Below are 13,299 nucleotides of genomic sequence, written 5' to 3'. Positions count from 1 at the left end.
ATGCCCGCCTGCAACGCGACCTACAAGCTCGCCATCCGCTTCGAGAACTGGCGCGAGCCCGGCCACCACTTCTACCACCCCTTCGAGCGGCTGCGCGTCGCCGACGGCTTCACCCTTGCCGAGTGGTGGCAGCGGCTCGGCAGCACCGGGCGCTTCGACCGGGAGCGCTTCCTGACCCCCCGCCCTCTGCGAAGCCAAGCGCTCGCCCCGCTTCCTGGACGGAACCCTGTTCGAGGACGCCGAACGCGACGCGGGCGAGGGCCGCGCGACGCTGAGCGAGCAGGTCACCCAGTTCCCCTACGCCTACCACTTCGACGCCGCCCTGCTGGCCGATCACCTCATGCGGGTCGGCATCGGGCGCGGCGTCACGCGCGTCGTTGACGACGTCCTCGAGACCCGCCTCGACGAGCGAGGCTGGATCAGCCACCTCGTCACCCGTGAGCACGGGGACGTCCACGGCGACCTGTTCGTCGACTGCACCGGCTTCCGGGGCCTGCTGATCAACCAGGCGCTCGGCGAGCCATTCGTCTCCTACGCCCGTGACCTGCCCAACGACCGCGCCGTGGCGCTGCGCGTCCCCACCGACATCGAACGCGAGGGCATCAGGCCGTACACGACCGCCACCGCGATGGTCGCCGGCTGGATCTGGACCATCCCGCTGTACGGCAGGCTGGGGATGGGTTACGTCTACGCGAGCGACCACGCCTCGCCAGAGGAGGCGGAGCGGACGCTGCGGGCGTTCGCCGGCCCGGCGGCGGCCGACCTGGAGGCCAACCACATCCGGATGCGCATCGGCAGGAACCGGAACTCCTGGGTCGGCAACTGCGTCGCCATCGGCCTGTCCAGCGGTTTCGTCGAGCCGCTGGAGTCGACCGGGATCTTCTTCATCCAGCACGGCGTCGAGCAGCTGGTCAAGCACTTCCCCGCCGAGGGGCACAGCGAGGAGCTGCGGCGCGACTACAACCGTCTCGTCGCGCGGTGCATGGACGGAGTGCGGGAGTTCCTGTTCCTGCACTACTACTGGGCGGCGCGGGCCGACACGCCGTACTGGAAGGCCGCCAAGACCCGAGACCTGCCGGACGGCTTGGCCGAGCGGCTGGAGGCCTGGCGGCACCGGCTTCCCGACAGCGAGAGCACCTGGCCGTACTACCACGGCTTCGAGCCGTACTCCTGGGCGTCGATGATGCTCGGCCTCGGCGGTGTCGTCCCCCGTCCGCGGCCCGTCCTGGACCTGCTGGAGCCCGCGGCCGCCCAGCGGGAGTTCGCCGAGCTGCGGCGGCGGGCGGAGCGGCTGGTCGCAAAACTTCCCAGCCAGTACGAGTACTTCGCGGCCCGGCACTGAGGATGGGGGGCGACATGTCAGCCGACCAGATCGTCGAGCATCTGTGCGTCGCCCTCGTGGCCATCTGGGTGGCGGCGGCGGTTCTCGCCCGGGTCGCCGCCCGCCTGGGTCAGCCGCCGGTGCTCGGCGAGATCGTCGCCGGGATCCTGCTCGGGCCGGTGGCCCTCGGCCGGTTCGCGCCCGGCCTGCACGCGTGGCTCCTGCCCGCGGACGTCATGCCCTACCTGTCGGTGCTCGCCTCGATCGGTCTGGCGCTCTACCTCGGCGCTCTGGCCTACGGCATGGATCCGAGCCCGCTCGTGGGCCGGGCCGGGCTGGTGGCCAAGGTCGCGGTGGGCGCGTTCGGGCTGCCGCTGCTCCTGGGGTTCGGAACGGGCGCCGCGCTGCTGGCCTGGGGCCCGGTCACCGAGGCGGCGAGCGGGCACCCGGCCGCGTTCGTCGTGTTCATCGGAGTCGCCCTCGCCACCACCGCGATCCCCGTGCTGGTCCGCGTCCTGGCCGACCTGCGCCTCACGGAGACCGTCCCCGCCATGATCGGCATCGCCGGGGCGACGGCCACCGACGTGCCGGCCTGGGTGCTGCTCGGCGTGGCCTGCGCACTCGCCCAGCCCGGTGCGTCCTCGTGGGCGGCGGCTGTGGTCGGCACCCTGCCCCTGCTGATCGGCCTGCTGCTGGTGCGCAGGGTGGTGCGCGGACGCGTCGGCCGGTTCCTGCGCGACTTCGACACCGGGCCGGCCGCCGCGCTGGTGCTGGTCGGCGCGGCCGGCAGCCTGGCGGTCGGCCTGCACGTGGTGTTCGGCGCGCTGTGCGCGGGGGCGATCCTGCCAAGACGCGATGACGGAAGCTGCGACCCGCGCATCCTCGCTCCCATGCGCACGGTCGGCAACGCGCTCATCCCGATCTTCTTCGTCGTGTCGGGGGCCTCGGTCGATTTTTCCGGGCTGCCGCCCAGCGCGTTGCTCTGGCTCGCGCCGATCCTGGTGGCGGCCGTCGCAGGGAAGATCGGCGGCGGCTACCTGGGGTCCCGCCTGGCCGGTCTGCACGGCAACGACGCGCTCATCGTCGGAGTCCTGCTGAACACGCGCGGCCTGACGGAGATCGTGGTGCTCACCGTCGGCCTGCGGGCCGGGCTGCTCGGCACGCAGATGTACTCCGTGTTCGTCCTGATGGCGCTGGTCACCACCGCCATGACCGGTCCGCTGCTCGGGCGGCTCAACCGCGCGGCGCCACGCGAGCCCGCGCCGGCCGAGCCGCCCGCGGCCGTGTCGGAGGTCCAGGCGCTGAAGGACATGATGAGCATGTTCCCGACCGGCGTCTCCGTCGTCACCACCCTCGACGGCAAGGGCGTCCCGCACGGCCTGACCTGCTCGTCGCTGTGCAGCCTCTCGCTGGACCCGCCGTTGCTGCTCGTCTGCGTGCACAACCGCAGCGGCACCCTGGCGGCGATCCGCGCCGGCGGCGCCTTCGCGGTCAACCTGCTCCACGACGAGGGATCGCGAGGACGTTCCCGGCCTGCACGAGGCGGCGGTGTGTGGGCTGGTCCGCGCGGCGCGGTCCGAGAGCCCGGACCGTTTCCTGATCGTCGACCTCGACGGCGCGCGGACGCCCGCCGGTCTCCTGACGGCGGCCGCCGCGACCGGCGAACCGGAGCTGGCCGTACGCGATGGCCAGCTGCTCGTGCCCCGCCTGGTCAGGACCTCGCCGGCGTCCGGGACGGAGCCGGGCGGAGCGGACCCGGTCGGGCGGCGGGCGTTCGGGCCGGAGGGAACGGTGATGATCACGGGTGGGAGCGGAGCCCTGGCCCGGGTGATCGCGCGGCATCTGGTCCGCATGCACGGGGTGCGGCACCTCCTCCTCGTCAGCCGTTCCGGGCGGGACGGCCGCGGCGCCGGGGAACTGGAGGCCGAGCTGGCCGGCCTGGGCGCCCGGGTGGCCCACGCGGCATGCGACGTGGCCGACCGGCGGCGGCTCGCCGCACTGCTGGCGGACCTCCCCGCCGGCCGTCCGCTCACCGCCCTCGTCCACGCGGCGGGGGTCCTCGCCGACGGCACACTGGGGTCGCTCGACCAGGAGCGGCTGGACGCCGTCCTGCGGCCGAAGGTGGACGGCGCCTGGAACCTGCACCTGCTCACCCGGCACCTCGATCTGTCGGCGTTCGTGCTGTTCTCCTCCGTGGCGGGGATCACCGGCAATCCCGGCCAGGCGAACTACGCCGCGGCCAACACCTTCCTGGACGCGCTGGCGCACCACCGCAGGGCGCGCGGGCTGGCCGCCACCTCGCTGGCCTGGGGCCTGTGGGAGCTGGACACGGGAATGACCGGGCACCTCGGCAGGGCCGACCGGGCGAGGCTGGCTCGCGGGGGGCTCGCGCCGTTGCCCACCGATGTGGGCCTCGCGCTCTTCGACGCCGCGCTCGGGCTCGGCTCGCCGCTGGTCGTGCCCGCCCGGCTGGACCCGGCGGCGCTGCGCGGGCCGGCGGCCGGCCGGGGGTCCCCGCTGTTCGACGCCCTGGTCCGTCCGCTGCCGCCCACGCCGCGCGCGGCGTCCTCGTCGTCCCCGCGCACCGGCCTGCCCGATGTACGTGACGAGCAGGCGCTGAGGGAACTGGTCCGCGGCGCCGTGGCGGCAGTGCTCGGGTATTCCACGGGCCACCGGCTCGACCTTGGCCGGGCGTTCCGCGAGCTGGGCGTGGATTCGCTGACCGGGCTGGAACTGCGCAACCGGCTGAGTGACGAGACGGGGGTGCGCCTGGCGGCCACGGCGGTGTTCGACCACCCCACTCCCGAGGCGCTGGCGCGGCACCTGTCCCTGCGGCTCTGGGGCGAGCCGGCCACGGACGCGCCGGCCGACCGGGAGCTGGCCGCCGCCTCCGACAGCGAGCTGTTCGCCATCATCGACGGAATTCTCGGACGGCCTGGCGAGTCGTGACGCAGGCGGCGGGCAAAACGGCAGGTCATCGCCGTACTGGAGCCGTCAGCACATGGCACATTGCCGTGGCCTGTCAGTGAGGGATACGCGGCAATCCACGCGCGGGCTGGCGGTCGAAGCCCACCAACACCGACGTCATCACCTGTGTGGACCCGTGCACGGGGACGATGACGCGGCCAGGCGCGTACCGTGACTCCAGCTCGCGATCGGGGCTATGACCTGCGTAAACGGTCTACAAGCGACGGAGGAGCAACACCACGGCGCACCCTTCAGCAGCTGATCTTGCTGACACCTCATGGCACATCCACTGACCACTCACGGCAAAAGCCAGGACAACTTGGTGGCAATTCGCAAGCTGGCGACGCGGAGGGTCGACACGGACCAGGCTGCGGCGACACCTCTTCGATAGCTTGCGAGAATTATCCATCTCCCAAGTTATCCGAGCGGTGACGTGACGCAACGGATGAATATTTTCTATTTTCTATTTCCAGAAATTCAGAAATTCGGTACGCTGGGCCGCCGTGACGACCTCCGTGACCATCACCGCGTGCAAGCACTGCGGCGCTCCCATCGAGCAGCCGGTACGGCGGGGCAGGCCGCGGGAGTACTGCCCGGACGGCGACTGCCAGGCGGCGGCCAAGCGGGAGCGGGAGCTCCGCCGCGCCACACCGGGTCTGGAGGGCGCGCTGGCACGCGTGGAGGACCTGTACGAACGCATGGAGAAGGGCCTCGCGGCGGCGATCGAGCCGCTGGCGCAGGTGCTCGCCCAGGAGCTGAGCCCGGCGGGAGTCGAGGCGAAGCTGAGCGCGATCCAGGCCGAGGCGCACACGAGCGTCGCCATCGCCCGCGCCGAGCGCGAGCAGGCGCTCGAGCAGGTACGGCTGGCCCGCGAGGCCGCCGAGGAGGCCCGCCGGGAGGCGGAGGAGGCCCGCCACCGGACGGAGGAGGCCTACGCCGAGCGGGACACGGCCTTCGCCGACGCGGAAACCGCCCGCGAGCAGGCCCTGGCCGCGCTCCGGGAGGCGGCGAGCACCGAACGCCGGGCCCGGCAGGAGGCCGACCAGGCCGTCCGCCGGGCCGAGATCGCCGAGGCCGCCCGCGAGCAGGCCGTACGCGAACTGGCCGACCGAGTGGATCGGGCCGCGGCCGAGGTCCGCCTGGCGCGGGAGGAGGCGGAGCTTGCCGTTCGGGAACGCGACGAGGCGCAGGCCGACGCGCGGGCGGCGCGGGCGGAGGCGGAGCTGGCCCGCCGAGCGCATCGTGAGGCCGAGCAGTCCAGCGCCGCCGCGCTGGCCCGCGCCCAGGCGGCCGAGGCCGAACGCGACCGCGCGGTCGCCCGTGCGGAGGCCGAGCGGGACCGCGCGGTGGCGCAGGCCCACGACGAGCGTGACCGGGCGCTGGCCCGGGCCGAGGCGGCGGAGGCGGCCCGCGAGCAGGCCGTCGCGGACGCCGCCCGGCTGCGGGCCGAAACGGCGCAGGCCGAGGCGCGCGCCGGCGCCGCGGACGCGGAGGCCGCCCGGGCGGAGCAGGACGCCCGGGCCGCCGCCGCGGAGCGGGAGCGGATCCAGGCGGAGCTGTCCCTGGAACGGGCCCGGCTGGCCGACCTGCGCGCACAGCTCGACGTGGCCCGGGCCGAGGCGGCCCAGTTGCGCGAACGCGCGGTCGCCGCCGAGCTGCGGCTGCGCCAGGGGACCGCCGGGCCCCCGCCGGCGTCGTGACGACGCCCGGTCATCTCCTCCGGTGGCCTGGAACGGCGATCACCGGGAGCCGATCCGTGGGGCGGGCGTGAGCAGCGGGCAGGCCGGCGACGGAGGCACGGCCGGAGTAGGCCAGAAGCATGCCGGTGTTGGCGCCGTTCTCGGCGGCGTGGGTGAGGGCGGAGTGCCGCAGGTCGTGCAGGGTCCACCCGGGCGCGGCCGCTCTCGCGGGCCAGGTCCACGGCCCGCGAGAGTTCGGGCCGCCTGGTGACGCGGCTGGAGATCTTCTCGGAGAAGATCCGGGTCGCCCCGGCACCCTTGAGGGAGTCGAGCTGGATGTCCAGCGGCTGTCGCGGCGTCGAGGCGCGGGCGTAGCCGATCTTGGCGTGCCCGGTCGTCTGGGTGCCGCTGGCGGGGCGGGGCAGTTCCATCCAAGCCGAGCCCGGTTTGCGCAGCGCCGGGATCGGCACGTTGAGCACCTTGGCCAGGGCAGGCACGAGCCGGAAGCGGGCGGTGTGGCACTGGGCGGCGACCTTGCCCTTGCCGGTGCGGCAGGGGGAGCCGGCCGGGACGGCGGGCAGGAGGACATCGGGCAGTCGTGCACGCGGACGAAGTCGTCGTCGTGCACTCCGAGGTCGTTTCATGGGTGCGTTTCACCGCCCAGGTTTTGCACCGACCTATGAAACAGCGGAAGTCCAGCACGTTCCCGGCCGGAGTGGCTGTTTCACAGGCGAGGGCCTGTGAAACAGCGATGATGTCGGCTTGCTGTTGCTGGGCGACTCGGGGCGCTCATGCCAGGGCTCACTCGCCTGCGGAGCGGCTGACCGCTCAGGACATGGGGCCGGACTGCGCCGCAGGACCATAGATGATCTGTTCCAGACAATCGCGGAACAGATCGTCGACGGTGCGGCCAGACTGGAAGTACTCGGTCACACCGGCCATCACGGTGGGGTACGCCGCGGCGTAGGCGGCCATGTCGAAGCCGTCCAGGGCGTCCGCGTCGGGACGGCCGGCCTGTTCCTCCAGGACGTAGCCGACGGTGAAGCGCAACACCGTCAGCACGATCAGGCGAGCCTGCCGCAAGGGAATGCCCCGCCCGACCAGTGTGCTCATTGCCAGTTCGGAGATGGCGGCCATCTTGAGGGACAGCTGGGAGGCCGCGATGATCCGGGCTCCGTCCGGGTGGGCCAGCAACGCGCGCCGCAGCCGCCCGGCCAGGCCGATCAGCCAGTCCTGCCAGCACTCCTCCGGCGCGGGCGACGCCGGCTCGGGGAACTGCTGCTCAAGAATCGCCTCGGCGATCGCGGTGACCAACGCCGCCTTGTTCGGGATGTGCCAGTAAAGGGTCGGCGACTGTACGCCGAGCCGGGCGGCCAGTTTGCGCGTGGTCACGCCGTCGAGACCCTCGGCGTCTAGTAGCGCGACGGCCTCGGTGACGATCCGCTGCTTGTCCAGAGCCAATTTACGGCACCTCCCTTCCGGACTCTATCAGTGATAGAGTTCTCTATCGGTGATAGAGGCTTATGTGCCAGAGGAGGCAACGATGAGACACCGGCACTCGCGCCGCGACCTGCTCCACTGGGCGACCCATCGCATTCCGGGGGTTCCCGCGCACACCGAGAGGACGGCCGGACACCAGGGCCAGGCCCACCACGGCCATGGGTGGCGGCACTCGCTCACGCACTACCGTTCGCACCACCACGGGTTCAACCACTCGCCGGCCCGTCCACCTCGCGTCCTGGTGGCGTGGCAGACGCGGATCGCCCGCTTGTTCGGCCAGGAGCTGGGATGAAGGCAGCAGTGCTCCACGAGGCCGGCGGCATCCCACGCTATGAGGACTTCCCCGATCCGGTGGCCGGCGCCGGCGAGGTGATCATCGAGGTCAAGGCGGTCGCCGTCGAGAACGTCGACAAGGCGATCGCGGCCGGTACGCACTACGCCAGCGAGAGGTACATCGGCCGGTTTCCGGTGATCCCCGCCTTCGACGGCATCGGCGCCCTCCCGGACGGCAGGCTCGTCGGGTTCGGCAATATCCGCCTGCCCTACGGCGCGCTCGCCGAGAAGGCCGTGGTGCCCCAGGGGTCCTACGTGCCGATCCCTGACGGCATCGACCCGGCCGTGGTGACCGTGATGGCCTCGGCCATCACCGCAATGTCGATGAAAGCGGCCGCGGGGTTCGTTCCGGGGGAGACGGTGCTGGTGCAGGGCGCCACCGGGGTGGCCGGGCGGCTCGCGGTCAAGGTGGCCCGGCTGCTGGGCGCCGGGCGGATCGTCGCCACGGGCCGCGACGACAACCAGTTGCGCGAGGTGCAGGCCATCGGGGCCGACACGGTGATCAACACAGCGGTCTCCGACGAGGCGCTGGCGCAGGCGTACCTCGACGCCAGGGGGGACGGCTACGACGTTGTAGTGGACTACCTGTGGGGCAGGCCCAGCGAGATCCTGCTGCGCGCGCTGGTGCCGCGGTCGTTCGCGTTTGGCAAGCCGACCCGGGTGGTCCAGATCGGCGAGTCGGCCGGCGCTGAGCTCGCCCTCGCCGGGTCGAGCCTGCGCACCTCCGGCGTGGAGATCTACGGTGCGGCCAAGGGGCTCGACCCGCAAACCATGGACGAGGTGTACCAGCAGATCGTGACGTGGACGCGGTCCGGCGAGCTCACCTTCGACGTGGAGAAGGTCCCGCTGAGCGACATCGAGACCGCCTGGCAGCGAACCGACCTCAAAGGCAGGCGACTCGTCGTGATGCCATGACCGGCCCGCGCCCACGACACACCAGCGGCGAGGGGTAATCCTGCTTTCCTGAATCAGCGTGCACAGCGCCGGCAGCAGCGACAGTCGCCGGAGCGCACCTCGCAGCGCAGCCCCGCGGCCTCCGGCCCGCTCGTATGCCGCAGCGCGGCGCCCAGCGGCCCGGCGTCCAGGGGGTTGAGCCGGTCCATCCCTCGCCCGACGCTGATGACCTGTCCGCCCAGATGCGCGACCAGCGGGTTTAGTCGGGTTTGGTGCCGCCGAGAATCAACGCCGTGGAGCCGAACGCGACCGCGCCGACGACCATGCGCTTGACGAGGGTGGATTTTCCGGTGCCGGGCTGGCCGAGCACGAACACGCCGGGGTTGGTTTACCAGGCGGCGCGCAGCCAGGTGAGCAGGTCCAGGCAGACGACCTCACCGGACAGCTGATGCCGCCCGATCGGCGCGCCGATCGACGGGGCTCCCGCGCCGACGACGAACGGGTACAGCCCGCACACCTGCGTGGTCGTCGCCTGATACTCCACCCCCGACGCGACATGCACCGCCGCCGTACGGCCTGCGCCATCCCCGCGCAGGCGCCACCAAGCGCCTCCTCCCCGGGCTATGCATTTGGCATGGCTCTCGCCTCTTCGAGGCCACCAGGACTGGTCGCCGACAGTAGGAGTTCGCTGCGAGGACGAAGCTGCACCGCGGTCACGACATGCCTCCCCATGGGTCGATGGCCGCAGTACGTCACACGAGGGTTGCTCACGCCGTGACGTGGCTCGGTCCTACCGCGACGGCTCTCGCGGGCGAGCGCCGACCTCACCCTCGCCCACTTCTTCGGGGCCGACCCGGACGTGGACCAGGACCTGACCCGCCAGCCGGCTTCCGGCTTCTACGGCGTCAGGCTCACCGCTGCCGTCGCGTTGGCCTTCAGGCTGGACGACCACCTGCCGGAGGCCGCGCTGCAACCTCTCGCCGAGGCGCGCGACCGTGCTTCCGAGATCTCCGCGGACGTCCTCGCGCTGTCCTGGGACCGGTCCGTGCTCGGCTTCGCCTCGCTGGCGTTGGGCTGGATCGGGCTCGCCCCGTGCCCGGCATTACTGGTCCTGGTTGTTCTCCGCCTGACGCTGCTGCTCGCGGTAGGCGCGGCGCTGTTCCTCGGCCCGCTCCCGGCAGCGGCGGAGGAACTCCTCGTCGTCGTCCGGATTGGAGGGGACGAACCGGCCCGGCCGGTCGTACTCGGGGAAGCGCCCGGTGTTGCCCTTGTACGGCAGCCCCCCGGCCCGCGTCACGGTCTGCGGCCGGCCCGCGACCAGCCAAAGGATCGACCCGACCTCGGGGAGGAACAGGACGATCAGGATCCACAACCCCTTGGGCAGGTTGCGGCAGTCCTCCTCCGCCGTGACGATCACATCGAACAGGCAGAAGATCCATAAGGCGAGCAGAACCAGACCGAACCCGCCGTAGATGAGGGGCATCGCCAATCCTCCCAGTTTCAGACGCGCAGAGCGTAGTGGATCCGATCTTCGTCTGACGGGATTTTCCCGGTAGGCGATCTTTCCCCATCGGCGGCCGCCGACTCCGGCGGCTCCCAGCCCGAGGGGGAATCCCGGGATGCCGTGGCGGTAGTCCGCCTCGCTCGCCCAGTGCACGATGTCGTACACCCGGGTCCCGTCGGTGCTCACATGGAAACGAGCCGAGCGATAGCCGGGATAGAAGCGCACCCAGCGCTCCTGGATCTCCGCGAACGCCTCCGGGTGTGAGTAGTTGGCGTACAGGAAATCCAGGTGAGATTGATCTTGGTCAACCAGCACACCGTCCGGGGGCTTCGCTGAGGTTCACGGGAAGATCGTCGAGCGGGTGCCGGCGCTCGCTACGGTCCGGTCGTGCCGGTGGAGTTTCTGACCGATGAGCAGGCCGAGGCGTACGGGACGTTCACCGAGGTGCCCACGCGCCCGGAGCTGGAGCGGTTCTTCTTCCTCGACGATGACGATCGTGATCTGATCGCGCTGCGTCGTACGGACGCGCACCGGCTCGGAATGGCGGTGCAGATCTGCACGGTCCGCTATGTCGGCCGGTTCTTGGGCGAGGACCCGCTCGCGGTGCCGCGGGAGGCCGTGGAGTACCTGGCCGGGCAGCTCGGCATCGTGGACGCCTCGTGCGTGAAGCGGTACGCCGAGCGGCGCTCGACGGTGTACGAGCACGCTGACGAGATCCAGAAGCGTTTCCAGTACCGCGACTTCACCGACCGGAAGTGGGGGCGGGAGTTCCGTAGCTTCCTGTACGGGCGGGCGTGGACGCACGCCGAGGGGCCGGTGGCGCTGTTCAACCACGCGGTGACGTGGCTACGCAAGAACCGGGTGCTGCTGCCCGGTGTCTCGGTGCTGGCCCGGCAGGTGTCGGAGGCCCGGACGGCGGCCGAGCGGCGCCTGTACGAGGCGGGTGGCCAGGGTGCTGTCCGCGCTGGCCCGGTACGGGCAGCTGAGCAAGGCGCAGACGATCGAGCGGGCGCCGGAGCCGCGGCGGACTGCGCTGCTGACGGCGGTGGTGCGTCAGCTGGAGGCGCAGGCAATCGACGACGCCCTGATCTGTTCGCGGTGCTGATGGCGAACCGGCTACAGCCCGGCCCGCCGGGCGTCGGACCGGGAGCGGCTGGCGATGCTGCCGCAGTCGGAGAAGGCGGCCCGGATCCTGGCGAAGGCATCGAAGATCCTCATCGAGGAGCTGGACCTGGTCGCCGAGCACGAGGCGGACCTGGACGCGGCCGCGCTGTGGGCCGCGGTGGAGGAGGCCGTGCCGCGTACGGCGGTGGCCGGGGCGGTCGCTACCGTCGAGGTCCTGGTGCCGGAGGACGACGCGTCGGCCGAGGCGGTGATGCGCGAGAAGCTGGCCCTGCGCTACAACACCGTGCGCCCGCTCCTGTCACTGCTCGGCGAGTCGGACGCGCTGGGCGCCCGGCCGGGCGCGCATCCTCAAGGCCGTGCGTCGCCTGCCCGCGCTCTCCCGGCGCCGGGTCAAGGACCTGCCGCTGCTGCCCCGCGAGGTCGACGCCGAGCTGGTGCCGGCGATGTGGAAGCGCGCGGTGTTCTCCAACGCCAAGCTGCCGCAGGGCGCGGTCGACCGCGACGCGTACGTGGTGTGCATCCTGGAGCAGTTGCATCGGGCCTTGAACCGGCGCGACGTGTTCGCCTCCCTGTCGAATCGGTGGGCGGACCGCGCGCGAGGCTACTGGACGGTCCGCAGTGGGAGGCGATGCGCGCGGACGTGCTCGCGGGCGTGTCCCTGACCGAGGACGCCTATGAGCACCTGTCCCAGCTCACCCGGGGTCTGGACGCGGCATTCAGATGGCCGACCGCTTGGAGGAGGCTGGCGACGACGCGAAGGTGGAGATCGTCGTCCCCGAGGGCGGCGGACGCGCCTGTCTGTGGGTGGACAAGCTCGGCGCCGTGGGTGAACCGGAGTCGCTGACCTGGCTCAAGGCAACTACGGAGGCGATACTTCCCCGGATCGACCTGCCCGATCTTGCTGTTCGAGGGCCGCTCCCGGACCGGGTTCCTCGACGCCTTCGGCCACGTCTCCGAGCAGCGCACCCGCATGGAGGGCCTGCTCGTTGGGATCGGCGCGATGGTCGTACACGGCACCCCGCGCGACAGCCTCTACACGCTGGACACCCTGCTGAACCTCGACGGCGGGGTGAAGCCGGAGCTGGTCGCGACAGACAACGCCTCGTACTCCGAGACGCGGCCGTCACCCAGCTGCGCGCGGAGGGCCACGACATCAAGGACGAGGATGTCGCCCGGCTCTCCCCGCTCAAGGACCGGCACATCAACGTCCTGGGCCGCTACCTGTTCAACATCAGATCCAGCGGCCCCGGGCATGGCCTGCGCCCGCTGCGCGACCCGACACCGCCGAGGAGGCCGGCGGCGGGTAAGCCTGAGGCCGCCCTGCGAGTCAGCGCATGGTCAGGCCGCAGCCTCTTTTCTTGAGCGAGCGATCCAGATAGGCTACGGTGGGGTCATGGCAAGGACCCGGGAGTTCGACACTGAGGCGGCGGTGAGCCGCGCCATGGAACTGTTCTGGACGCGCGGCTACGAGGCGACCTCGGTGCGCGATCTGACCCAGCACCTGGGGATCGGGCAGGGGTCCCTGTACGCCGCGTTCGGTGACAAGGATGGCTTGTACCGGGCCGCGCTGGAGCACTACCGCACCACCCTCGCGGCGGCCGCCCTGCGCAGTCTGGAGGAGGGGGCGGACGCCCGCGCGGCGATCCGTACGCTGCTGACGGAGCGGATCCGCATCGCCGTCAGGAGCGGCGGCCAGGGCTGCCTGGCCGTCAACGCCGCCTGCGAGCGACTGCCTCAGGACGCGGCGACCCGGCGCGCCGTGCGCGACATGCAGGACGCGAGCCGGGAGGCGTTGACCGAGGTGCTGCGGGCCGCGATGGAGCGAGGCGACATCGCGGCGCGGCACGACCCGCACACGGTCGCCGCGTTCCTGGTCACCTTCCTCAACGGGCTGCTGGTCTCCTCGAAGATCACACCGGACGCGTCCGCCCTCGAACCCCTCGTGGACGTCGCGCTGACCGCTCTCGGCTGAGGGG

At 71.7% G+C, this 13,299-nt stretch carries 15 protein-coding genes and 2 pseudogenes; 12 read left to right on the top strand and 5 right to left on the bottom strand.

The genetic code is table 11. The annotated features are described in order from the left end of the window. Positions 1–381 carry a tryptophan 7-halogenase gene (locus ABZ857_RS10290; RefSeq protein WP_357040577.1) on the top strand — a complete coding sequence of 127 codons (381 nt, stop codon included), beginning with the start codon at positions 1–3 and terminating at the stop codon, positions 379–381. Beyond that, complete coding sequence (locus ABZ857_RS10285; RefSeq protein ID WP_357041074.1) at positions 272–1,342, top strand: tryptophan halogenase family protein; 1,071 nt, start codon at positions 272–274, stop codon at positions 1,340–1,342. Before ABZ857_RS10290 ends, ABZ857_RS10285 begins: the two co-directional genes overlap by 110 nt. A gap of 17 nt (positions 1,343–1,359) precedes the next feature. Here ABZ857_RS10285 and ABZ857_RS10280 read toward each other — a convergent pair whose 3' ends face one another. Further along, positions 1,360–1,533 carry a hypothetical protein gene (locus ABZ857_RS10280; protein WP_357040574.1) on the bottom strand — a complete coding sequence of 58 codons (174 nt, stop codon included), beginning with the start codon at positions 1,531–1,533 and terminating at the stop codon, positions 1,360–1,362. Here ABZ857_RS10280 and ABZ857_RS10275 point away from each other — a divergent pair. The 3 genes and pseudogenes from ABZ857_RS10275 to ABZ857_RS10265 form a co-directional block, all read left to right on the top strand. Continuing rightward, positions 1,462–2,772, top strand: a pseudogene (locus ABZ857_RS10275) (cation:proton antiporter); the annotation flags it as partial. The gene ABZ857_RS10280 and the pseudogene ABZ857_RS10275 overlap by 72 nt on opposite strands. Before the next feature lie 97 nt (positions 2,773–2,869). Continuing rightward, positions 2,870–4,270, top strand: coding sequence for a beta-ketoacyl reductase (locus ABZ857_RS10270; protein ID WP_357040571.1), 1,401 nt, complete (start codon positions 2,870–2,872; stop codon positions 4,268–4,270). A gap of 521 nt (positions 4,271–4,791) precedes the next feature. Further along, complete coding sequence (locus ABZ857_RS10265) at positions 4,792–5,988, top strand: hypothetical protein (protein ID WP_357040569.1); 1,197 nt, start codon at positions 4,792–4,794, stop codon at positions 5,986–5,988. Positions 5,989–6,795: 807 nt separating this feature from the next. Here the strand turns inward: ABZ857_RS10265 and ABZ857_RS10260 are convergent. Next, positions 6,796–7,428 (bottom strand): TetR/AcrR family transcriptional regulator C-terminal domain-containing protein, encoded by a 633-nt coding sequence (locus ABZ857_RS10260; RefSeq protein WP_357040566.1) that lies wholly within the window; start codon positions 7,426–7,428, stop codon positions 6,796–6,798. A gap of 82 nt (positions 7,429–7,510) precedes the next feature. Here ABZ857_RS10260 and ABZ857_RS10255 point away from each other — a divergent pair, with 82 nt between their 5' ends. Continuing rightward, positions 7,511–7,759, top strand: coding sequence for a hypothetical protein (locus tag ABZ857_RS10255; RefSeq protein WP_357040563.1), 249 nt, complete (start codon positions 7,511–7,513; stop codon positions 7,757–7,759). After that, a complete protein-coding gene (locus tag ABZ857_RS10250) occupies positions 7,756–8,715 on the top strand; it encodes a zinc-binding alcohol dehydrogenase family protein (RefSeq protein WP_357040560.1) in 960 nt (319 codons plus the stop codon). The genes ABZ857_RS10255 and ABZ857_RS10250 overlap by 4 nt, the downstream gene beginning before the upstream one ends. Before the next feature lie 367 nt (positions 8,716–9,082). Here the strand turns inward: ABZ857_RS10250 and ABZ857_RS10245 are convergent, their stop codons facing one another. Then, positions 9,083–9,256, bottom strand: coding sequence for a hypothetical protein (locus ABZ857_RS10245; RefSeq protein ID WP_357040557.1), 174 nt, complete (start codon positions 9,254–9,256; stop codon positions 9,083–9,085). A 540-nt stretch (positions 9,257–9,796) separates the two neighbouring features. Then, complete coding sequence (locus ABZ857_RS10240; protein ID WP_357040554.1) at positions 9,797–10,513, bottom strand: PLD nuclease N-terminal domain-containing protein; 717 nt, start codon at positions 10,511–10,513, stop codon at positions 9,797–9,799. Positions 10,514–10,585: 72 nt separating this feature from the next. Here ABZ857_RS10240 and ABZ857_RS10235 point away from each other — a divergent pair. The 3 genes and pseudogenes from ABZ857_RS10235 to ABZ857_RS10225 all read left to right on the top strand — a co-directional run. Next, positions 10,586–11,047 (top strand): annotated as a pseudogene (locus tag ABZ857_RS10235) (DUF4158 domain-containing protein); the annotation flags it as partial. A 103-nt stretch (positions 11,048–11,150) separates the two neighbouring features. Next, a complete protein-coding gene (locus ABZ857_RS10230) occupies positions 11,151–11,303 on the top strand; it encodes a hypothetical protein (protein ID WP_357041122.1) in 153 nt (50 codons plus the stop codon). A 376-nt stretch (positions 11,304–11,679) separates the two neighbouring features. Beyond that, complete coding sequence (locus ABZ857_RS10225) at positions 11,680–11,985, top strand: hypothetical protein (RefSeq protein ID WP_357041119.1); 306 nt, start codon at positions 11,680–11,682, stop codon at positions 11,983–11,985. A gap of 370 nt (positions 11,986–12,355) precedes the next feature. On the opposite strand, the gene ABZ857_RS10220 is transcribed toward ABZ857_RS10225, so the two are convergent. After that, a complete protein-coding gene (locus tag ABZ857_RS10220) occupies positions 12,356–12,523 on the bottom strand; it encodes a hypothetical protein (RefSeq protein WP_357041117.1) in 168 nt (55 codons plus the stop codon). Between ABZ857_RS10220 and ABZ857_RS10215 the strand changes: the two genes are divergently transcribed. Both ABZ857_RS10215 and ABZ857_RS10210 read left to right on the top strand, forming a co-directional pair. After that, positions 12,455–12,685, top strand: coding sequence for a Tn3 family transposase (locus ABZ857_RS10215; RefSeq protein WP_357041071.1), 231 nt, complete (start codon positions 12,455–12,457; stop codon positions 12,683–12,685). The two genes, ABZ857_RS10220 and ABZ857_RS10215, sit on opposite strands and share 69 nt — an antisense overlap. Positions 12,686–12,716: 31 nt before the next feature. After that, positions 12,717–13,295 carry a helix-turn-helix domain-containing protein gene (locus ABZ857_RS10210; RefSeq protein WP_357040551.1) on the top strand — a complete coding sequence of 193 codons (579 nt, stop codon included), beginning with the start codon at positions 12,717–12,719 and terminating at the stop codon, positions 13,293–13,295. Positions 13,296–13,299: the final 4 nt, after the last annotated feature.

Origin of the sequence: Microbispora sp. NPDC046933 (assembly GCF_040644635.1) — a bacterium.
In the GTDB taxonomy this organism is placed as follows: Bacteria; Actinomycetota; Actinomycetes; order Streptosporangiales; family Streptosporangiaceae; genus Microbispora.
Note: the sequence above shows the minus strand (reverse complement) of the source record. Positions and strands in the feature narration are given on the sequence as shown.

Coding starts and splice junctions, on each gene's coding strand:
- ABZ857_RS10255 (WP_357040563.1), top strand. CDS start 7,511: ATGAGACACCGGCACTCGCGCCGCGACCTGCTCCACTGGGCGACCCAT.
- ABZ857_RS10210 (WP_357040551.1), top strand. CDS start 12,717: ATGGCAAGGACCCGGGAGTTCGACACTGAGGCGGCGGTGAGCCGCGCC.
- ABZ857_RS10290 (WP_357040577.1), top strand. CDS start 1: ATGCCCGCCTGCAACGCGACCTACAAGCTCGCCATCCGCTTCGAGAAC.
- ABZ857_RS10250 (WP_357040560.1), top strand. CDS start 7,756: ATGAAGGCAGCAGTGCTCCACGAGGCCGGCGGCATCCCACGCTATGAG.